The 20399-nt window shown below is 71.4% G+C and carries 20 protein-coding genes; 9 read left to right on the top strand and 11 right to left on the bottom strand.

Annotated elements, in window-relative coordinates; all coding sequences use genetic code 11:
* Window positions 1–55: 55 nt before the first annotated feature.
* Window positions 56–760, top strand: a complete 705-nt coding sequence (locus tag OG943_RS44300; RefSeq protein WP_328606840.1) for a TetR family transcriptional regulator — start codon at window positions 56–58, stop codon at window positions 758–760.
* A gap of 734 nt (window positions 761–1494) precedes the next feature.
* Here the strand turns inward: OG943_RS44300 and OG943_RS44295 are convergent.
* The gene (locus OG943_RS44295) at window positions 1495–1851 is read right to left on the bottom strand and encodes an ArsC/Spx/MgsR family protein (protein ID WP_328606839.1); all 357 of its coding nucleotides are present in this window, start codon (window positions 1849–1851) and stop codon (window positions 1495–1497) included.
* 173 nt (window positions 1852–2024) lie between these two features.
* On the opposite strand from OG943_RS44295, the gene OG943_RS44290 reads away from it, so the two are divergent.
* Window positions 2025–2564: a GNAT family N-acetyltransferase gene (locus OG943_RS44290; RefSeq protein ID WP_328606838.1), complete on the top strand. Its 540-nt coding sequence runs from the start codon at window positions 2025–2027 to the stop codon at window positions 2562–2564.
* 334 nt (window positions 2565–2898) lie between these two features.
* On the opposite strand, the gene OG943_RS44285 is transcribed toward OG943_RS44290, so the two are convergent.
* Both OG943_RS44285 and OG943_RS44280 read right to left on the bottom strand, forming a co-directional pair.
* Entirely contained in the window at window positions 2899–3471 is a 573-nt protein-coding gene (locus OG943_RS44285) for a TetR/AcrR family transcriptional regulator (RefSeq protein WP_328606837.1), read from the bottom strand.
* A 286-nt stretch (window positions 3472–3757) separates the two neighbouring features.
* Complete coding sequence (locus tag OG943_RS44280; RefSeq protein WP_328612337.1) at window positions 3758–4399, bottom strand: FMN-dependent NADH-azoreductase; 642 nt, start codon at window positions 4397–4399, stop codon at window positions 3758–3760.
* Window positions 4400–4481: 82 nt separating this feature from the next.
* Between OG943_RS44280 and OG943_RS44275 the strand changes: the two genes are divergently transcribed.
* The 3 genes from OG943_RS44275 to OG943_RS44265 are packed head-to-tail and all read left to right on the top strand — an operon-like array spanning window position 4482 to window position 7654.
* On the top strand, window positions 4482–4973 hold the full coding sequence (locus OG943_RS44275; protein ID WP_328606836.1) for a MarR family winged helix-turn-helix transcriptional regulator: 492 nt from the start codon (window positions 4482–4484) through the stop codon (window positions 4971–4973).
* A gap of 60 nt (window positions 4974–5033) precedes the next feature.
* Window positions 5034–6614, top strand: coding sequence for a non-homologous end-joining DNA ligase (gene ligD / locus OG943_RS44270; RefSeq protein WP_328606835.1), 1581 nt, complete (start codon window positions 5034–5036; stop codon window positions 6612–6614).
* 53 nt (window positions 6615–6667) lie between these two features.
* The gene (locus OG943_RS44265) at window positions 6668–7654 is read left to right on the top strand and encodes an LLM class F420-dependent oxidoreductase (RefSeq protein WP_328606834.1); all 987 of its coding nucleotides are present in this window, start codon (window positions 6668–6670) and stop codon (window positions 7652–7654) included.
* A 60-nt stretch (window positions 7655–7714) separates the two neighbouring features.
* Here OG943_RS44265 and OG943_RS44260 read toward each other — a convergent pair whose 3' ends face one another.
* Complete coding sequence (locus tag OG943_RS44260) at window positions 7715–8272, bottom strand: helix-turn-helix domain-containing protein (RefSeq protein ID WP_328606833.1); 558 nt, start codon at window positions 8270–8272, stop codon at window positions 7715–7717.
* A gap of 42 nt (window positions 8273–8314) precedes the next feature.
* Here OG943_RS44260 and OG943_RS44255 point away from each other — a divergent pair, with 42 nt between their 5' ends.
* Window positions 8315–8836: an arsinothricin resistance N-acetyltransferase ArsN1 family B gene (locus OG943_RS44255; protein ID WP_328606832.1), complete on the top strand. Its 522-nt coding sequence runs from the start codon at window positions 8315–8317 to the stop codon at window positions 8834–8836.
* A gap of 43 nt (window positions 8837–8879) precedes the next feature.
* Here the strand turns inward: OG943_RS44255 and OG943_RS44250 are convergent, their stop codons facing one another.
* The 4 genes from OG943_RS44250 to OG943_RS44235 are packed head-to-tail and all read right to left on the bottom strand — an operon-like array spanning window position 8880 to window position 11457.
* Window positions 8880–9890: a hypothetical protein gene (locus OG943_RS44250; protein ID WP_328606831.1), complete on the bottom strand. Its 1011-nt coding sequence runs from the start codon at window positions 9888–9890 to the stop codon at window positions 8880–8882.
* Window positions 9887–10456: a hypothetical protein gene (locus OG943_RS44245; protein WP_328606830.1), complete on the bottom strand. Its 570-nt coding sequence runs from the start codon at window positions 10454–10456 to the stop codon at window positions 9887–9889. The genes OG943_RS44250 and OG943_RS44245 overlap by 4 nt, the downstream gene beginning before the upstream one ends.
* A 54-nt stretch (window positions 10457–10510) precedes the next feature.
* On the bottom strand, window positions 10511–10816 hold the full coding sequence (locus tag OG943_RS44240; RefSeq protein ID WP_328606829.1) for a DUF6204 family protein: 306 nt from the start codon (window positions 10814–10816) through the stop codon (window positions 10511–10513).
* Window positions 10813–11457 carry a TetR/AcrR family transcriptional regulator gene (locus OG943_RS44235; protein WP_328606828.1) on the bottom strand — a complete coding sequence of 215 codons (645 nt, stop codon included), beginning with the start codon at window positions 11455–11457 and terminating at the stop codon, window positions 10813–10815. The genes OG943_RS44240 and OG943_RS44235 overlap by 4 nt, the downstream gene beginning before the upstream one ends.
* 129 nt (window positions 11458–11586) lie before the next feature.
* Here OG943_RS44235 and OG943_RS44230 point away from each other — a divergent pair, with 129 nt between their 5' ends.
* Window positions 11587–14697: a BTAD domain-containing putative transcriptional regulator gene (locus tag OG943_RS44230; RefSeq protein WP_328606827.1), complete on the top strand. Its 3111-nt coding sequence runs from the start codon at window positions 11587–11589 to the stop codon at window positions 14695–14697.
* On the opposite strand, the gene OG943_RS44225 is transcribed toward OG943_RS44230, so the two are convergent.
* Window positions 14694–15470, bottom strand: coding sequence for an ABC transporter permease (locus OG943_RS44225; RefSeq protein ID WP_328606826.1), 777 nt, complete (start codon window positions 15468–15470; stop codon window positions 14694–14696). The two genes, OG943_RS44230 and OG943_RS44225, sit on opposite strands and share 4 nt — an antisense overlap.
* Window positions 15467–16411 (bottom strand): ATP-binding cassette domain-containing protein, encoded by a 945-nt coding sequence (locus OG943_RS44220; RefSeq protein WP_328606825.1) that lies wholly within the window; start codon window positions 16409–16411, stop codon window positions 15467–15469. The genes OG943_RS44225 and OG943_RS44220 overlap by 4 nt, the downstream gene beginning before the upstream one ends.
* A gap of 163 nt (window positions 16412–16574) precedes the next feature.
* On the opposite strand from OG943_RS44220, the gene OG943_RS44215 reads away from it, so the two are divergent.
* Both OG943_RS44215 and OG943_RS44210 read left to right on the top strand, forming a co-directional pair.
* Window positions 16575–18803, top strand: coding sequence for a hypothetical protein (locus OG943_RS44215; protein ID WP_328606824.1), 2229 nt, complete (start codon window positions 16575–16577; stop codon window positions 18801–18803).
* A gap of 51 nt (window positions 18804–18854) precedes the next feature.
* Entirely contained in the window at window positions 18855–19385 is a 531-nt protein-coding gene (locus tag OG943_RS44210) for a pyridoxamine 5'-phosphate oxidase family protein (RefSeq protein ID WP_328606823.1), read from the top strand.
* 120 nt (window positions 19386–19505) lie between these two features.
* On the opposite strand, the gene OG943_RS44205 is transcribed toward OG943_RS44210, so the two are convergent.
* The gene (locus tag OG943_RS44205) at window positions 19506–20366 is read right to left on the bottom strand and encodes an aldo/keto reductase (protein WP_328606822.1); all 861 of its coding nucleotides are present in this window, start codon (window positions 20364–20366) and stop codon (window positions 19506–19508) included.
* Window positions 20367–20399 lie beyond the last annotated feature (33 nt).

Raw genomic sequence — 20399 nt, 5'->3', positions numbered from 1 at the left:
AGAATCGACAGTACGCTCCTGTCCGCCGGTCAGGCAAGTGGTCTAGGATCGGGCCGTGAGTGAAGAGGTTCCCCCGGACACCAGGGCCCGCATCCTGCGCGCCGCCATGGACGAGTTCTCCGCGCGCGGCTACCACGCGACGTCGGTGCGGGAGATCGCCGAGCGCGTCGGCGTCACCAAAACCGCTGTGCTGTACCACTTCCCCGGCAAGGCGGACATCATCACGGCGCTGGCCGAGCCGCTGCTGGTGGACCTCGAGCGCTGCCTCGCGATCGCCGAGGCGGCCGACCCGGACGAGGTGCGCTGGAACGTCTTCGAAGGCCTCCTCGACGTCTGGCTCCAGCACCGTCACCTGCTGCGGCTCAACCTGCGAGACCTCGGACTGACCGCGTCATCGGTGACCTTCGACCGATTCCGCGACAGCATGCTGCGTGCGAACGCACTGGTCGCGGGCCCGGAAGCGGACTTCCCGCAGCGCGTGCGCGCCGCACAGGCCATCGCCATGCTGAGCGACCCCGTGGTCCTGTTCGCGGACAGCCCGCTGCACGAACTCCGAGCCGCCGTCCTCGACGGTGTGCGCCGCCTGTTCGCCGGCCAGGCAAGCCCCCGCCCCGCCCGCGGCCGCCCCAGCAAGATGACGGACAACCTGGTCATCATGTGCCGAGACCTCCACGATCGGGGGTTTTCAGCCAACGAAATCGCTGCCACGGTGGGCGTTTCCCGCGCGACGGTCTACCGGCACCTTTCGGGCTCGCATTAATGAGACGGTTTATGATACTTTTGAGACACGGCGGACGGAGTGGATGACGGGAGGAGGATCGAGGACGGAAGGAGATGGCCACGGGACAAGGACTGTGACCGCGATCAAGGCACCCTCGGCACCGGTTGGGCTCGGGCGCGCGACGGATTCCGGGATCGGCTGATGCTCTCGGTTGGCTCCGTGTACAGGAGGTTGGCCGATGCCCTCCGTTAGCGGGGAGTCCACGCGTGATGGAGAGTCCACACGCGAGCGTTGAGTCGTCAGGGCGCCCTGGTGTCGGAGTGGCGAGGTGCCGGAGTGGCGAGGTGCCGGGGTGTCAGGGCACCGGAGCGTGGGCTCGTCGGGCTGCCGGGACGTCAAACATCGGAGGGCCGGGGCGCGGGGTGCCGCTGGATGCCGGGTCCGGATGCCGGGTGCCGGGCATCGGAGCGACGGGCGCCGGAGTGCCAGGGTGTCGCCAGGTGCCGGGGCATCGGAGTGCCAGGGTGTCGCCAGGTGCCGGGGCATCGGAGTGCCAGGGTGTCGCCAGGTGCCGGGGCATCGGAGTGCCAGGGTGTCGCCAGGTGCCGGGGCATCGGAGTGCCAGGGTGTCGCCAGGTGCCGGGGCATCGGAGTGCCAGGGTGTCGCCAGGTGCCGGGGCATCGGAGTGCCAGGGTGTCGCCAGGTGCCGGGGCATCGGAGTGCCAGGGTGTCGCCAGGTGCCGGGGCACCGGAGTGTCAAAGTGCCGGGACGTCAGGGCAGGAGCGAGCGCACTGATTCCTCGTCGCGCGCGATGAGGGTGGTGCCGTCGTCGGCGGTGATGATCGGGCGCTGGATCAGGGTGGGGTTGGCGGTGAGGGCGTCGATCCAGCGGGATCGCGCGTCGGGGGTGCGGGGCCAGGACTTCAGGCCCAGCTCGGCCGCCACCTTCTCGCCGGTGCGGGTGATGTCCCACGGGTCGAGGCCCAGGCGCTGGAGGACGGCGTCAAGTTCGGCGGGCGTCGGCGGTTCGTCGAGGTAACGGCGCACGGTGTAGGCGACGCCGGCCTCGTCGAGCAGTGAGACGGCGGAACGGCACTTCGAACAACGCGGGTTGACCCAGATCTCCACGCGCCACAGGTTACTTCGAAAATGCCTGTAGCCGACGCTGGCCGGCGGGCGCTGCGCTGACGGCGCTGCGCTGGCTGCACCAACACCGCTGCACTGGCGAACGGCGGACACTGACGATGAAGGTGCCGCTCGTCACCTGCCGCTGGGGTACTGGTCCGGCGTACCGTTCAAGCATGGAAATGCCCTTGGCCACCGACCGTCTCGTGATCCGTGACTGGTCGGCCGGAGACGCCGAAGCCGCGTACGAGGTCTACGGCACGGCGCAGGTCACCCACTGGCTGACCCCGGCGATGGACCGCGTCACCGACGTCGCCGCGATGCGCTCGGTTTTGCAGGCATGGCTCGAGGCGCAGCCGAACATGATCCCGCCGCGTGGGCGGTGGGCCGTCGAGCGGAAGTCGGACGGTGCCGTGGTCGGCGGGCTCGGGATTCGGCTGCTGCCGCCGTTCCGTGAGGACCTGGAGCTGAGCTGGCAGCTGCACCCGGACGCCTGGGGCCAGGGTTACGCGACGGAGGCCTCGCGCGCGCTGATCGAGTGGGCGTTCACTCAGGACACCGACGAGCTGTTCGCGGTCGCGCGGCCGAACAACACCCGCGCGGTCGCCACGGCGAAACGGCTGGGCATGGAATGGGTCGGCGAGACGACCAAATACTACGACCTCAGCCTGCAGGTCTACCGAATCCGGCACAGCGACATCGCCGAACAGCGATGAGGCTCGTGAGTGTCTGAGCCGGTTCCGCCGGATGACAGCGCTCACGAACGAAGCCCGGTAACGCAGCCCGTCGACAAGCAGGATCAGCAGGCGGTTCGCCAGCGCTGCCTAGCCGGGCTGCCGCCGAAGAGGGCGACGCAGCACTCACACAACGCCGCCGTCGACAAGCAGATTCAGCAGACGGTTCAGCAACGCCGCCTCTAGCCAGACCGCGGCGATGAGGGCAACGCCATACTCACGAGGCCTGGTAGCGCAGCCCGTCGACAAGCAGGTTCAAGGGACGGTTCGCCAACGCCGCCTAGCCAAGCTCGGGGCGATGAGGGCGACTCAGCACTCACGAAGCCTGGTAACGCAGCCCGTCGACAAGCAAGTTCAGCAGGCGGTTCGCCAACGCCTCCTGGCCGGGTTCGCCGGCAATGAGGGTGACGCCGCCCAGTCCCATGAGGACGTCGTTCGTGTCGACGTCGTGGCGGAGGGCGCCGTTGGCGGTGCCGGCGGAGAGCAAGGTTTCCAGCGCGTCGGTGAGCAGGTCGCGGGTGCGCATGCGGAGGTCGCCGTCGGTGGTCAGGACGGCTTTGAGGGTGTCGGCCATGCCGTGTTTGGCCGCCATGAACGCGACGAAGCGGTCCATCCAAGTTCGCAGCGCGTCGGTGGGGGGCGTGGTTTCCAGTAGGGCCGGGACGGCGTCGCAGAGGCGCGCGACCTCGTTGCGGTAGGTGGCCTCGACCAGCGTCTCCCGCGTCGGGAAACGGCGGTACAGCGTGCCGATCCCGACGCCCGCGTCCTTGGCCACCGCCTTCAGCGACGCCCCGACACCGTCTCGCGCGAACGCCCGAGCGGCCGCTTCCAGCAACCGGTCCTGGTTGAGCTGCGCGTCCGCACGCAGCGGCTTCACCTCTTCGGCCACGACCTACCTCACCCGGCTAAACGGACCTGACTCCAGTTAACCAAGTGTACGAGGATCCGCCGCGGTGGACAGCACGGCGGACGGGCTTCGCAGCTACGGCCACTACTGCCACTACGGCGACCGCGGATGCGATAGCCCGCCGCAAAGCCGGATCGAGTCCAGCATCCGTCCACTGTGGATCAGCCGAGGACACCGCGGCACCCTCCCGGGCCGCGGGACCCGCCGGGGACCTCAACCGGAGCCCAGCGGGACCCCAGCCAGACCCCAGCGGAACCTCAGCGGAACCTCAAGCGTTGGCCGGAACCCAAAGCGCGTCGATCTCACGCTCCGCCGCGGCCAGGCTTTCGGCGGCGAGGCCGCGCAGTCCGGCCATCGCCGGGTTGGACTCCGCGAGCGTCAGCTCGGCCGAGATGAACCGCGGCTCCAGGCCGGTCATCGCCAGGCCGTGGGGCAGCCAGGCCTCGGCGTGGTCCCAGCCGGCGCGGGGCGTGCCCTCGCCGTACCCGCCGCCGCGGCTGGCCAGCACCAGGAACTCGCGGCCGTCGAGCAGGCCGGCGCCGGTGGCCGGGTCAAAGGCCAGCCCGGGCGCGATCAGGTGGTCGACCCAGGACTTGATGACGCTCGGCGCGCCGAAGTTGTACAGCGGCAGGCCCAGCAGGACCGTCGTCGCCTCCTGCAGCTCCCCGACCAGCTCCTCGGTGAGCTTCCAGGACGCCTCCTGCGCGGGCGTGCGCTGCTCGGCGGGCACCACGCGGGCCAGGCCGTTTTCGGCGTCCAGGTGCGGCAGCGGGTTCCGGCCCAGGTCGCGGTAGGTGACGGTGCCCTCGGGGTGCGCGGCGCGCCAAGCGGCGGCGGCGCGGGCGGTGAGCTTGCGGCTGACCGAGAGGTCGCCATTGATGCTCGAGTCGATGTGCAGCAGGTGAGCCATCTCGTTAGCCATCCATAGATAGTTTAGGTAGGTCAAACCATTTATAGCATGCCTACGCTCACCGCTCTCGTATGCTGGGCAGATGACCTCGCTCCCGGTCGTCAACCAGCCGCCGCACCGCTGTGGCGCGCTGCTCGACCACCTCTCGCGCCGGATGCGGCTGCGGGCGGAATCCGTGCTGGCCCCCCTCGGCCTGCGGCCGAGGCACCTGCTCGCGCTCACCGTGCTGCGCGACCAGGGCGGCAGCACCCAGCGGGCACTGGCGAGCACGCTGGAGATGGACGGCACCACCATCGTCGGGCTGCTGAACGACCTGGAGGCCGACAACCTCGCCGAGCGCCGCCGCTCCCCCGAGGACCGCCGCCGGCACGTCGTCGAGCTGACCGACGTCGGCGCGAAGAAGCTGGCCAAGGCGGAGTTCGCGCTGGCCGGCGTCGAGGACGAGGTGCTGGCCAGCCTCAACCACGACGAGCGCGAGCAGCTCTACGGCCTGCTCCAGCAGGCGACCGCGACCACGGAGATCGGCGCGTGCGCGGGCGCGGTGGACGAGCCGGTACCGCCGTCCGTCTGCTGAGCCGGAGACACGGCCGAAACCAGCGCGTTGTCCTACCCTGGGACGAGGAGGGCGGCGACCATGGACGAGGCGGCCGAGCGGCTCGCGAAGTACCGCGAGATGCGGAATTTCGAGCGCACCGCCGAGCCCGCGGGCGGGGAAGCCGCGCCCGGCAACCGGTTCGTCGTGCAGCGGCACCGGGCGCGCAGGCGCCACTACGACCTGCGGCTGGAGCTGAGCGGGGTGCTCGTCAGCTGGGCCGTGCCGAAGGGCCCGACGCTGGACCCCAAGGTCCGCCGCATGGCCGTGCACGTCGAAGACCACCCGCTGGAGTACGCCGACTTCGAAGGCGTGATCCCGCACGGCGAGTACGGCGGCGGTGACGTGATCGTGTGGGACCGCGGCACCTGGGAGCCCGTCGACACCGACGACCCGGAGCAGGCGCTCGCCGACGGCAACCTGCACTTCGACCTGTTCGGCGACAAGCTGGCCGGCCGGTTCGTGCTCATCCACCCGAGCCGCGACGGCGACGGCAAGCAGTGGCTGTTGCTGCACAAGCAGGACGACCACGCGCAGGCCGGCTGGGACGCCGAGGACCACCCGAAGTCCGCGAAGAGCGGCCTGACCAACGACGAGGTCGCGGCGGCTCCCGCGGCGCTGTGGCACGGAGACCGGCCCGCGGCCGAGGCGGAGGAGCCCGTCCAGCCGGTGTTCGAGGGGCCGACCGACGACGAGCTGGCCGCGCTGGACGCGCTCGGCGCCCGGGGCAGCTGGACGGTCGGCGGCCGGAAGCTGAACCTGACCAACCTGGACAAGGTGCTGATCCCCGGCCGCGACGACGAGGACCCGATCACCAAGCGCGAGCTGATCCGGTACTACGCCTCGATCGCGCCGGTGATGCTGCCCTACCTCGCCGGACGGCCGCTCAACACCCAGCGTTTCCCCGGCGGCATCGGGAAACCCGGGTTCTGGCACAAGGAAGTGCCCGACCACGCGCCGGAATGGTTGCACCGCTGGCACAACGAGGCCGCCACGGCCGACGAGGTGCAGCAGTACCTCGTGCCCGGCGCGGCCGCGGACCTGGCGTGGCTGGCCAACTTCGGCGCGCTCGAGCTGCACGCGTGGACGTCGCGGATCCCCGACGTCGACCGTCCTACATGGACACTCTTCGACATCGACCCCGGCCCGGAAACGTCCTTCGACGACGTGCTGGTGCTCGCCCGGCTGCACCGCACGGCGCTGGAGCACCTCGGCCTGACCGGGCGGCCGAAGGTGACCGGGCAGCGCGGCATCCAGGTGTGGGTGCCCGTCGAACCGCGCTACACCTTCGCCGAGACGCGGGCGTGGGCCGAGACCGTGTCGAAGACGATCGGGAAAACCGTGCCGGACCTGGTGAGCTGGGCGTGGCACAAGGACCGCCGCGGCGGGCGCGCCCGGCTGGACTACACCCAGAACGTGCACAACAAGACCCTGGTGGCGCCCTACAGCGTGCGGCCGCAGCCCGGTGCGCCGGTGTCGGTTCCGCTGGAGTGGGACGAACTCGACGACCCGGACCTCACCCCCGGCCGCTGGACCATCCGGACCGTCTTGGACCGCGTCAAAACGGCCGGTGACCCGTTCGCCGCGTTGCTCGGAGTTTCCCAGCGGCTGCCGAAACTGTGAAATAGCCGGGTTCGCGCCGCAGGTGGAGTGACTCCAGGCTTAGGGTCGGGGCCATGCGATTCGGACTCTTCGTGCCACAGGGCTGGCGCCACGACCTCGTCGGCATCGACCCCGCGGACCACTGGACCACCATGCTCGACCTCGCCCGCTACGCCGATGCCGGGCCGTACGAGTCGATCTGGGTCTACGACCACTTCCACACCGTTCCCGTCCCCAGCGACGAAGCCACGCACGAGGCGTGGAGCCTGATGGCGGCGTACGGCGCCGCGACGAGCCGGGTTCGCCTCGGCCAGATGTGCAGCTGCATGGGCTACCGCAACCCCGCGTACCTCGCGAAGGTCGCCGCCACCATCGACGTGATCTCCGGCGGCCGCGTGGAGATGGGCATCGGCGGCGGCTGGTACGAGCACGAGTGGCGCGCCTACGGGTACGGCTTCCCCAGCGCGGGCGACCGGCTCGGCCAGCTCGACGAGGGCGTGCAGATCATGCGCCAGCTGTGGACCGAGGGCAAGGCCACCCTCGACGGCAAGCACTACCAGGTGGACGGCGCGATCTCCCGCCCGCTCCCGCTGCAGGAAGGCGGTATCCCGCTGTGGATCGCCGGCGGCGGCGAGAAGAAGACCCTGCGCACGGCGGCGAAGTACGCGTCGTACACGAACTTCGTCGGTGACACCGAGGGCTTCCAGCACAAGTCCTCCGTACTGGAAGCGCACTGCAAGGACGTCGGCACGGACTACGGCAAGATCGTCCGCTCGGCCAACTACAACGTCGTCATCGGCGAGACCGAGAAGGACGTGCAGGACCGCCTGGCGTGGATCCGCTCGCACTACGAGCCGCTCCTCCCGGCCGACGTGCTGGAGGGCGCGTACCAGAATTTCGCCTCGGGCCCGCTGGTCGGCACCCCGGAGCAGATCATCCCGCGGCTCAAGGAACTAGAAGGCCTCGGCATGACGTACGCGATCACGTACTTCGTCGAAGCGGCCTATGACCGCTCGGGCGTCGAGCTGTTCACCTCGAAGGTCGTCCCGGAGCTTTCCTGACGCTTCATACGAACCGGCCGGGGACTCGTTCCCCGGCCGGTTTGTCCTTTGTAGACGGCTTCAGCGCTTCGTGAGCACGACCAGGTACCGGCAGGGCTCGGTCGTCGGGTTCACGTAGGCGCAGGGCTGCGGACGGCCCAGCTGCAGGCAGTCGCCCGCGTCGAGTTCGTGGACGGCCGGGCCCTCGTGGAAGCGCAGATGCCCGTCCAGCACCCAGATCTGGTGGTCCGCGAAGACGTAGGAGTCCGCCGGGAACGCGACCTCCGCGCCCGCCGGCAGCGTGACCTCGACGAGTTCCGTGGCGCCGCGGCCCGGGGGCGAGACGGACTGGCGGAGGTAGCCCGTCACGGGGTCCGTCCACCTCGGCTGGTCCGTGACGCGCGCGACGCGCCGGTCGTCGCCCTCCGCCCTGGCCACCAGTTCCGACAGCGACAGGCCGAGGGCGGACGCCAGCCGGCTCAGCAGCACCGCCGTGGGCTGGGCCTCGCCGCGCTCGATCTTGCCGACCATGGCACGGGAAACGCCCGCGCGTTCCGCGAGTGCGCCGGCCGAGATGTCGTGGGCCTGGCGCGCCGCGCGCAGCGTCGCGGCGATCGACTCGGAGAGGGGATCCGTCACAGCTGTCGACTATAGCAGCGGTCTATGTTTACTATAGTGGCCATGCTGATTCGAGACGCCTCGGCGAGCGACGCCGAAGCCTGCGCGGCGATCTACGCGCCGTACGTCACGGACACCGCGATCACCTTCGAGACCGAGCCGCCCACCGTCGAGGAGATGACGGACCGCATCACGAACGCCGTGAAGACCCACGCGTGGCTGGTGATCGAGGACGAAGGCCGCGTTGTCGGCTACGCGTACGGCAGCCCGTACAAGGCGCGCGCGGCGTACCGGTGGTCGTGCGAGGCGAGCGTTTACCTGGAGCTGGGCCGACGGCGCACCGGTGGCGGCCGCGCGCTCTACGAAGCCCTCTTCGCCCGGCTCGTCGAGCGCGGCTTCCGTACGGCCGTCGCGGGCATGACCCTGCCGAACGACGCGAGCGTCGGCCTGCACCGCGCGCTCGGCTTCGAGCCCATCGGCACCTATCGCCGCATCGGCTGGAAGCACGGCGCCTGGCGCGACGTCGCCTGGGCGCAGCGCGACCTGGTGCCGCCCACCGTCGAGGTGCCGGACGAGCCGCACTAAAAGACTCGTGAGTGTTTATGCCGGTTCTAACCGTCGTGAACACTCACAAGCCGGCGCTGTCGTCCAGGTCTTCGATGTCCTGTTCCAGCCGGGCGCGCCACGACCACTGCGGCTGCGTCCAGTCCGTGTCGGACGGCGGGGGCTCGCCCAGCGGCAGGGCCTGGTCGGTCACCCCGTGGGTCACACGGTAGGCCAGCACCGACGAAGACGCGCGGATCCAGCGGTCGCCCGCCGCGCCCGAGGGCGGGGCCACCCCGAAGGCGTGCGTGAACCACACCGGCAGCAACGCGCTCGACCCGATCGCGCCGGTGATGCGCTCGCGCAGGCGGGAGTGCAGCTCCTCCCAGTCACGCTCGGCCTTCTCGATCTGCGGGAGGACGCGGGTGCGCGTCACGTCGTCGGCGTCCAACGCCTGCCGCGCCGCCTCGGCGTCCTTCACCGCGGCGGGAAGCTGACGGTCCAGCACCCCACGACGGCGGGCGACCACTTCGGACAGCCGGGCCTCGGCGTCGGCGCGACGCTCGTCCGTGCGCTGGGTCGTCGCCAGCACCCCGAGCACCGCGATCAACGACTTTTCGCTGTCCGCCAACGCTTCCCGCGCTTTCGGCAGCAACGCGATGTCCTCTTCGTACGGCCGCCGCTGGTTGGCCGTCATGAGCTGCGCGGTGAGCGAGTGCCGCCGCTCCGCCTCGGCCGCGAGCGTGCGCAACGCCGGGCCGACGTCGTCGAGGTCGACCACCGGCACCTTCTCCGACACCCGCACGGCGCGTTCCAGCAGCAGCAACCGCTGCTTGAGCCGTTCCAGCTGCCGCGTCGCGAGGTCCAGCCGGGACTCGTGGCGCTCCTGCGCTTCGCGGTAGGAGTCCACGGACTCGCGCAGGTCGGTCAGCTCCCGCCCGGTGCGCGACTCGAGGTCGTCGACGGTCTCCTGCATGCCGTCGACGGTGTCGGACAGGACGGTGAACTCGTCCTCTCGCTCGACGCCGGAATCGTCGCGCGGGTCGTCGTCCGGGTAGTACCCGGCGGTGTCGGCGTAGTACTCCGAGTGGGTCACCGGACCTCCTGCACCAGGAACATCGCCGTGGCCACGGCGGCGAGCGAGGCCAGCAGGACCAGGATCACCTCGGCGACGCTGGATGCCTGGAACACCAGCGCCGCCGCTGTCAGCGCGCCGGCCGCCGCGCCCGTGTACGCCGCGCGCAGCCGGCGGTCGACCATCAGCGGCGTCGGGCCCACCGGGCCGAGCGCGATGCGCAGCCCGGTGACGAGCAACGGCAGGACGAGCAGCACCCACACCGGGCTGATCCCGCCGAACAACATCAGCGCGCCGGCCACCAGCCCGACCCCGACCGGCAGCGTCGCGAGGTACAGCGCCATCCGCTGCGTGCCCACGCGCCGGGCCTCCAGCCGGGCCAGGCGCACCTGCTCGGCGGCGGCCTCGACCTCACGCTCGGTGCGGAGCAGGTCGCCGGCCGCGTCGACCAGCTGGTCCAACGCCGCGGTGCGCTCGTTGTCATCCGTGAGGGCGGGCAGGCCGGACAGCCCCGCGCGGATGCTCTCCTGGAGCCGGCCGACGCGCGCGGTCGCCTGGTCGCGCTTGTGCTGTGCGGGCGTAGTCACCCGGCCACTGTAGGTACGAAGCGCGCCGGAGGACGGGAACGACGCGACTTCGTGTCACCGCCTCTTGGCGCGGACCCGGATCGTGCGCAGGTCCGTGACGGCGAAGTTGAGGTCCCGGTACGGCAGTCCGTGGGCCCGCAGCGCCTCGGTCGCGCGCTCCCTGGCGACGCGCTCGTCGTCGTCCGGCCCGGCGGGTACCTGACAGCGGAACGTGAACGCGGTGGCGTTGACGTCGTAGGTGAAAGTGCCTTCCTCGCTGAAAAGCGGGTCGCCGCCCTTGGCTCGCAGGGCGGCGCGGCCGGTGTCGTCGAGGCCGTCGAACTTGCCGCGGACGATCACCCGGAACAGATCCTGGGTCATTGGTTTTCCTCCCTGATCGCGTACTTGAGGACTCGCTCGCCAAGGAGGCCTTCGACGGCGTCGAGCAATTCTTCGGCGGCCGCCGCAACGGCATCGGGCCGCTCCCCCGCGACGATGTGCTCGCCGATCTCGGCGTACACCAGGTTGTGCACCCACCCGATCTGCGCGGCGACCAGCCCGGGCACGCGGTCGTGCGGACCCGCGCCGGCCTCCTCGGCGAGCAGGGTGGCCAGCTCGCCGGTCATCCGCGTGCCCAGCTCGCCCAGCCGCGCGGCGAGAGTCGGCGCCGCCAGCATCATCGGCAGCACCCGGCCGAACCCGTCGGTCAGGCCGATCGTGCGCTCGCGCCCGCGCACCTCGGCACGCAGGCGGCCGAGCACGGCGTGCGCCGCGGACACCCCCAGCCCCCGCGCCCGCACCATGTCCGCGAGCCGCCCCGGCGACGCCTCCTCCGGCGGCAGGACCAGGTCCTCCTTGGTCCGGAAGTGGTTGTAGACGGTGTTCACGGACACGTCCGCGGCCTCCGCCACCTCGGCGATGGTGACGGCGTCGAACCCCCGCTCGACGAACAACCCGATGGCGACGCCGGAAATCCGGGCGGCCGTCTCGCGCTTCTTGCGCTCACGGAGTCCTTCGGTCATGCCGTTCAGTGCAGCAGACTGCAAAATTGGGGTCAACTCCATTTTTGCAGTCGGCCCCAGCAAACGGCGGTGCGCCGTAAATCCGGGCCATCCCCGAGGCGACGGAGCCCCTGGAGCAGGCAGAATCGGATGGTGCGGATCAGCTTGCTGGGACCCTTGGACGTCCGGACCGAAGACGGCACCGCCGTCGAGATCACGGGCGCCCGTTTACGCGCGCTGCTGACCGCGCTGGCGCTGGAGCCGGGGCGGGTCGTCGCTTCGGCGCGGCTGGTGGACGCCGTCTGGGGCGAACACCCGCCGGGCACGGCGAACGCGCTGCAGGCGCTGGTCTCCCGGCTGCGGAAGGCGGGCGTCGCGCCGGATTCGACGGCCACCGGGTACTGCCTGGCGGCCGAGACCGACGTGGCCCGGTTCGAGGAACTCCTCACCGCGGCGCGCGCGGGCGGCGACGCCACCCGGCTGCTGCGTGAGGCGCTGGATCTATGGCGCGGCCCGGTGCCCGCGGACGGCGAGTACTTCCAGGCCCCGCTCGCGCGGCTGGCGGAGCTGCGGCTGACCGCCGTCGAGGAGCACGCCGAGGCGTCGCTGCGGCTGGGCGCCGGGGCCGCGCTGGCCGGTGAGCTGGCCGACCTGCTGGCCGGACACCCGCTGCGCGAACGGCTGGCCGCGGTGCTGATGCGCGCGCTGTGCGCGGCCGGCCGGCCGGCGGAGGCACTGAACGTCTACGAGCGGACCCGCCGGGTGCTGGCCGAAGAGCTGGGCGCCGACCCGTCGGGTGAGCTGTCCGCACTGCACTCGTCGATCCTGCGTGAATCCACAGTGGACGAATCGCGGACGAACCTGCGCACCGGGCTGACGAGCTTCGTCGGCCGGGACACCGACGTCGCCATGGTCGCGAAACTCGTCGACGAGTACCGGCTCACCACGCTGATCGGGCCGGGCGGCGCCGGGAAGACCCGGCTGGCCACCGAGACCGCGCGCACGCTGCTGGATCAGGCGGACGGCGGTGTGTGGCTGGTGGAGCTGGCGCCGGTCACCGACGGCGCCGACGTCGCGCAGGCCGTGCTCACCGCGCTGGGCCTGCGTGGCCAGTCCTATCTCGGGCTGGCCACCGGCGGGACGCCGCGGGACCGGGCCGTCGCGGCCCTGCGCACGCGGAATGCCGTGCTGGTACTGGACAATTGCGAGCACGTGATCGACGCCGCGGCGGAGCTGGCGGACGCGCTGCTCGGCGAATGCCCGCGGCTGCGGGTCCTCGCGACGAGCCGCGAGCCGCTCGCCGTCACGGGCGAGGCGCTGTGGCCGGTGGAGCCGCTCGCGCTGCCGCCGGAGGGCAGCGGTGTCATGGAGGCGATGTCGTGCGCGTCGGTCCGGCTGTTCGCCGACCGCGCGGCGGCGGTGCGCCCCGGGTTCACCGTGGACGCCACGACGGCCGGCGCCGTCGTCCGGGTCTGCCGCGCGCTGGACGGGATGCCGCTGGCCGTCGAGCTGGCCGCGGCCCGGCTGCGCGCGCTCACCGCCGACCAGCTCGCCGCCCGGCTCGACGACCGGTTCCGGCTGCTCACCGGCGGCAGCCGCACGGCGCTGCCGCGGCACCGCACGCTGCGCGCGGTGGTCGACTGGAGCTGGGAACTGCTGTCGGACGCCGAACGCACGCTGCTGCGCCGTCTCGCGGTGTTCTCCGGCAGCGCGACGGCCGAGGCGGCCGCGGCGGTCTGCGGCGACGCGAACGCGTTCGAACTGCTCACCGCGTTGGCGGACAAGTCGCTGCTGGTGACCGCCGAAGACGGGGGCGAGCCGCGGTACCGGATGCTGGAGACGATCAAGGCCTACGGGCTGGAGCGGCTGGACGAGGCCGGCGAGCGCGAGCAGGTGCGACGGGCGCACGCGGACTGGTTCGCCCGTCTCGCCGAGACGGCCGACCCGCACCTGCGCCGCGCCGAGCAACTCGAGTGGCTACGACGGCTGGCCGCCGACCACGACAACCTCACGGCCGCGCTGCGCGGCGCCATCGCCGCGGGTGACGCGGCCGCGTGCGTGCGGCTCGTCGTCGGGGCCGGCTGGTACTGGCTGCTGGGCGGGCACCGGAGCGAGGGCATGGACCTGATCACCCAGGTGCTGACTGTGCCCGGCGAAGTCGACGACGAGGCGCGGGCGACGGCGTACGCGCTGTACGCCATGTTCGTCACGGCCGGCGTCAGCGACGACCGCCCGGTCGGCGAGTGGCTGAAGATCGCGTTGGAGTTCAGCCGGAGAAAGGCTCCCGCGCACCCGATCCTGCGGTTCATCATCCCGCTGGAGGAGCTGATGGGCAGCCTCCGCGACGGCGCGGCCCCTCGACTGGACACTTTGGACGGTCTGCTCATCGACGAGGACCCGTGGCTGCGCGGCCACGCCCGGCTGACCCGGGCGCGGATGCTGATGAGCCTCGGCGACCGCTTGGACGAGGCGGAAGCCGACACCCAGGAGGCGCTGCGGGACCTCCGGACGACCGGGGAACGGTGGGGACTCTCGCTCGCGCTGGGCGGCCTGGCGGAGCTGGAAGGCCGCCGCGGGGACCTGGCGGCCGCCCTCGGCCACAACGAAGAGGCGATCGACGCCGTCGCCGAGATCGGCACGCTGGAGGACGTCCTGCACCTGCGCAGCCACCAGGCCCAGCTGCTCTGGCTGCTCGGCGACACCGAGGCCGCCGCCGACACGCTGGCCGCGGCCGACCGGGAGGCGCTGACCGTCGTGTTCCCCGACGCGCTGGCCGGACTGGCCCAGGCGAAGGCGGAGCTCGCGCGCTGGCGCGGCGATCCGGCCACGGCCCGCGCGGAACTCGACCGCGCCGACGCGCTGATGGCGCATGCGCCGGTACACCCGGTGTTCCGCGGCATGTTGCTGTACACCCACGCCTTCCTCGACGCCGACGCCGGAGATCTGGCGGCCGCAGCGGTTTCCCGCCGCGAGGCCTTCGACCTGGTCCAGGCTTCCGGCGACGCGCTCTACCTGGCCCAGATGCTGATCGGCGTCGCGGACCAGGCGCTGCGCCAGGACAGCCCCGCCGACGCCGCCCGGATGCTGGCCGTCGCCGACTCCGTGCGCGGCGGCCGTGACCTGACCCAGCCGGACACCGCCCGCATCGAGGCCGGCGCCCGCGCGCGGCTCGGCGACGACGCGTACGACGAGGCTTTCCGGGCCGGTGGAAACGTGACCACCGCGGAGATTCCCGCGCTGGTCACGTCCATTGTGGACTAACGGACCAGGTTCCGGTCGTACAACCGCAGCGCCCACCAGTAGCCGCCCGCGGCGATCAGCAGGCACCAGCCCACGGCGAGGATCGCGGTGCCGCCCACCGGCGTGCCGTGCAGCAGGCCGCGGACCGTCTCCATCACCGGGGTGAACGGCTGGTACTCGGCGAACCAGCGCACGCCGGCGGGCATCGAGTCCGTCGGGACGAAGCCGCTGCCCAGGAACGGCAGCAGGACCAGCGGCATCGGCAGGTTGCTGGCGGTCTCGACGCTCTTGCTCACCAGGCCGAACGCCACCGTCAGCCAGGTCAGCGCGAACGCGAGCAGCGCCAGCACGCCGATCGCGCCGAGCCACTCCAGCGGGCCCGCGTCCGAGCGGAACCCGATGGCCAGCGCGAGGCCGAGGATCACCGCGACGCTGAGCATCGCCTGGATCACGCTGCCCAGCACGTGCCCGGTCAGCACCGAGGCGCGGCTGATCGCCATGGTGCGGAACCGCGCGATGATGCCCTGGGTCATGTCCATCGACACCGACACCGCGGTGCCCTGGACCGCGCCGGCGATCGCCATCAGGATGATGCCCGGCGTCACGTAGTTGACGTACGCGCCGCGCCCGCCGCCGAGGCCGGCCCCGAGTGTGCCGCCCAGGACGTAGACGAACAGCAGCAGGAAGATGACCGGCATGCCGACCAGCAGCACTGTCATCGACGGGTACCGGATCATGTGCTTGATGTTGCGGCGCAACATGGTCGAGGAGTCGCGCCAGGCGTAACCGCTCATCGGGCCGAGGTCCTTTCGGTCAGTGCGAGGAAAACGTCGTCGAGGTCGGGCAGGTGCACGGACAGCTCGCCGACCTCCACCGACGCCGTGTCCAGCCGGTCGAGCAGGGCGCGCAGCGAGCGGACGCCGCCGTCGCTGGGGACCTGCAGGGACAGCGCGTCGTCGTCGCGGGTGGACTCGTCGAAGAGCCGCTCGGCGGCGGCCAGCGAGGCGACGTCGGCGAAGCGCAGCTGGATGTGGCCGCCGGGCACCAGCCGCTTCAGCTCCTCGGCGGTGCCCTCCGCGACGAGGCGGCCGTGGTCGAGCACCGCGATCCGGTCGGCCAGCTGGTCGGCCTCTTCCAGGTACTGCGTGGTGAGGAAAACGGTGACGCCGCCCGCGACCAGCTCGCGGATGATGCCCCACATCGTGCGACGGCTGCGTGGGTCGAGGCCCGTGGTCGGCTCGTCGAGGAAGATGATCCGCGGCACGCCGACCAGGCTCATCGCCAGGTCGAGGCGCCGGCGCATGCCGCCCGAGTACGTCGAGGCGAGCTTGCCCGCGGCGTCGGCGAGGTCGAACCGGCCCAGCAGGTCGGCCACCCGGTGCCTGCCCTCGGCGCGGCCGAGGTGGTGCAGGTCCGCCATCAGCTGCATGTTCTCCGCACCGCTGAGGAGGTCGTCGACGGCCGAGAACTGCCCGGTGACACCGATCGCGCCGCGCACCGCGTCCGGCTCGCGCTCCAGGTCGTGGCCCACGACGCGCACCTCGCCGCCGTCGGCCGCGAGCAGGGTGGACAGGATCTGGACGGTGGTGGTCTTGCCGGCGCCGTTGGGGCCGAGCAGCGCGAAGATCGTGCCTTCGGTGACGTTCAGGTCGATGCCGTCGAGCACCGTGTGGTCCCCGTAGGCCTTGCGCAGTCCGGTCGCGGTGATGGCGGCGGCGGTCCTGGTTGTGGTCAAGGCTCCCCCTCTCTCGGTTGGTCGGCCCAGCGTGCGCCGTAGCGCTGACACGGCCTGGCGACAGCGCTGACACCGCGCTGACGCCGCGGCCAAACACCCTCTGGCGCTGGGCGGCTTGTGGGAACATGCCCGGGTGAACGGTGAGTGGAGAGACCCGCGCTTGGTGAGCGAGGAGTTCTTCACCGACCACGAGTCGTGGACCGCGCGGGTCGCGCTGGGGGTGCTGGTCGACGACGCGCTCGAGACCGACGAAATCGGGCACGCCCTACGCATGGAGGAGCTGCGCGCCGCGGATGCGCGAGCCGCGCTGCTCGGCGACGAGGCGCTGCTCGCGAAGATCCGGATGATCCAGGACCGGGTGGGGGACGCCGAACCGGATCGCCGGACCCCGACGGTGGAGGCGCCGGAAGTCGCGTGGCTGGTGTTCGCGATGCTGCTCGGCGTCGGCTACCTCTCCCTGTTCCGCGCCGCCTGGCCGAGCCTGCCGGTGTTCCTCCGGATCTTCACCGTGGCCGGGCTGTTGTGCGTGCTGGTCCTGTCCGCCGGGCTGGCGATCCGGCGGGTTCCCCGGCTGCTGACCGGTTTCGAACTCGGCAAGCAGGGTCAGGCCCGGTTCGGCGTCGAGCAGCTCTGCTTGGGAAATCGGCAGGAGTTCGCGCTCCAGGAAGTCGTGCTGCCGGGGCTGCGGGCGTACATCACCGCGCATCGCCAGTGTTTTTACGGGACCAAGCTCGCCTTCGACGATCAGCTCGGCCTCTACGACGAAGAGGACCTGCGGGTTGTCCCGACGCCGGCGGCCAAGCGGCTGCGGCGGATCATCGAGCGGGCGGACACCGGGGCGGTCGCGCTCGGCGGGCAGCGCGGGGTCGGCAAGACGACCGCGATCGAGTCCATGCAGCGGGGGCTCATCCACGGCAGCGAGGCGCCCGCGCCGTTGGTCGTGGTGGCGTCCGCGCCGGCCAACTACGACGCGCGGGACTTCGTGCTGCACCTGCACGCGCTGCTGTGCAAGGCCGTGATCGACCTGGTCTCCAGGCGGGTCGACGAGCCCGCGAGCGGCTGGCGGCCGGCCCTGCGCGCGGGGCTTCGCGGGCTGGCCAACGTCGTCGCCTCGGCCGCGATCGGCTGGGGCGTCGGGGGCTGGCTGTGGGGCGGCTCGCTGTTCAGGTTTCCCGCCGAGCTGTGGCACCTGCTCAGGCGGGACTGGCGGACGCCGCCGCTGCTGTGGACGGGTCAGCCGACCAGTCACCGCATCGCGCTGATCGTGGTGGGGATCCTCGCGCTCTGGCTGGTGGCCGACGCACTCATCGTGGCCGCGGGATGGCTGACGCGGGCGTACGGCCGGGGACGGCAGGGCCAGCTGCGGGGGCTACTCGCCGAGGCTCGGGAGCAACTCGACCGGATCCGGTTCCTGCAGACCCACACCAGCGGCTGGTCGGGCAAGCTCACCTTGCCGGCGGGCGGCGACCTCGGCCGCACCCGCACCACACAGCGGGCCGAGCAGCAGCTGACGCACCCCGAGGTGGTGGCGAGCTTCCGGGAGTTCGCCCGGCGCGGCGCCACGACGTTGCGGGACACGGGCGTCACCGACCGGCTCGTGGTCGCCATCGACGAGCTGGACAAGATCGGCGAGCAGGAGAAGGCGCACCAGCTCGTGAACGACGTCAAGGGCATCTTCGGCGTGCCCGGCTGCCTGTTCTTCGTGGCGGTGTCCGACGACGCGGTGCTCAGCTTCGAAAAGCGCGGGCTGGCCGTGCGCGACGCGTTCGACAGCGCGTTCTCCGAGCTGGTCCGCCTCGAACCGTTCACCTTGGACGAAAGCCGGCTGTGGATCGCGACGCGGCTGCCGCGGATCCAGGAGCAGTTCTCCTACCTGTGCCACTGCCTGTCCGGCGGCCTCCCCCGCGACCTGCGGCGCACCACGATCGACATGGTGGACGTGACCACCGAGCGGTACCAGCCGACGCTGTCGGTCGTCGCGGGCATCCTGGTGCGCACCGAGCTGGCCGCCAAGTCCAGCGCGTTCACCGGCCAGGCCCGCGGCCTGGAGCACAACGCCGTGCTGGACGAGCTGTGGTCGAAACTGTTGCGTATCCCCGAATCCGGCAACGCCGTCGAGCTGGCCGCCCTAGCGGCCGAGCTGAACGAGGACGCCACCAACGACCTCGCCGACGAGGTCAACCGCCTTCGCCGGCACAGCAGCGCGTTCGTGCTCTTCTGCGCGACGCTGCTGGAGGTCTTCACCGACGCGCTCACCGAGGAGCGCCTCACCGGCGACCTCCACCAGCTGGCCATCGCCCGGCGCCACCTCGCCCTCGACCCGCACCTGGCCTGGCTGACCCTGGCGGACTTCCGCAAGTCCCGCGATCTGGCGTTACCCGGCTCGGGCTGAGGTTTTCGGCGCCGGGTGTCGATCCGGGGCCACGCCGTTCGACGCACCGGTATGACTGAAACCACGATCGAGCCGTACGCCACGAAAAACCTCGACCAGGACGGGTCCGCGGAGCTGCCGTGGAGCCGTGCGCTCGACGCCATCGTCCAGGACTGGCCCACAGCCAACGTGACGTTCTTCCTGTCCACGGTGGGGCCCGGCGGGCGGCCGCACTCCGCGGGCGTCGGGGCCGCCTTGGTGGACGGCGCGCTGTACTTCACCAGCGGGCCGGACGTCCGGAAGTCGCGTCATCTGGCGGCGAACCCGGTGTGTTCCGTGTCGGTCCGGCTGTCCGGCATCGACGTGGTGCTGGAGGGCGAGGCCCGCCGGACCACCGACGCCGCCACCTTGGAGCAGGTCGCTGCCGCCTACCGTGACAGCGGCTGGCCCGTGACGGTGGTGGGCGACGCGTTTACGGCCCCGTTCACCGCGCCCAGTGCGGGCCCGGCGCCCTGGCACCTCTACCGCTTCACGCCGCACACCGCGTTCGGCGTCGCCACCGCTGAGCCGCACGGCGCGACCCGCTGGGACTTCACCCGGTGACGCCCCAATGTGGCGTTGGGTGCGCTCAACGCACCCAATGTGGCGTTCGGTGCGTCCAACGCACCGAACGCCACATTGGGGCGCATCACCGGGCAGCGGGGCCCGATGAGCGCGCGGAGGTCACGCGGCGTCGAGCGCCGCGACCTCGTCCGCTGTCAGTGTCAGGTCGACGGCGAGGGCCGAGTCGCGGATGGTCTCCGGGCGGGACGAGCCCGGGATCGGGATCACGACGGGGGCTTTCGCGAGCATCCACGCCAGCGTCACCTGCTGCGGGCTGACCCCGTGGGCCTTCGCGACGTCGGCGAACGGCGCGAAGCGCGAGCCCAGCTCGCTCGCCTTGGTGATGCCGCCGAGCGGGCTCCACGGCAGGAACGCGATGCCGAGTCCGGCGCACAGCTCCAGTTCGGGCTCGCTGGAACGGAACGCGGGCGAGAACTGGTTCTGCACGCTCACCAAGCGGCCGCCGAGGATGTCGTTGGCCTGCTTGATCTGCTCCGGGTTGGCGTTGGAGATGCCGGCGAAGCGGATCTTGCCCTCGTCGAGCAGGTCGCGGATCGCGCCGACCGATTCGCCGTACGGCACCTTCGGGTCCGGGCGGTGGAACTGGTACAGCCCGATCGCCTCGACGCCGAGGCGCTTGAGCGAGGCCTCGGCCGCCTGCTTGAGGTACTCGGGCGAGCCGTTGAGCGTCCACGAGCCGTCGCCGGGACGCAGGTGGCCGCCCTTGGTCGCGACGAGCACGTCCGAGGTGTCGCCGCCGTAGCTCGCGATCGCGCGGGCGATCAGGGACTCGTTGTGGCCGACCTCTCCGGCGTCACGGTGATAAGCGTCCGCGGTGTCGAAAAAGGTGATGCCCGCGTCGAGCGCGGCGTGGATGGTGGCCACCGAACGCTCTTGGTCCGGCCGGCCTTCGATGGACATCGGCATGCCGCCGAGCCCGATGGAGCTGACATCAACATCGCCGAGGCGGCGCGTCTGCATGGACTTCCTCCTGATGGTTACCGTCGTACTCCT

Origin of the sequence: Amycolatopsis sp. NBC_00345, assembly GCF_036116635.1 — a bacterium.
In the GTDB taxonomy this organism is placed as follows: Bacteria; Actinomycetota; Actinomycetes; order Mycobacteriales; family Pseudonocardiaceae; genus Amycolatopsis.
This window is presented reverse-complemented; position numbering and strand designations above follow the sequence as displayed.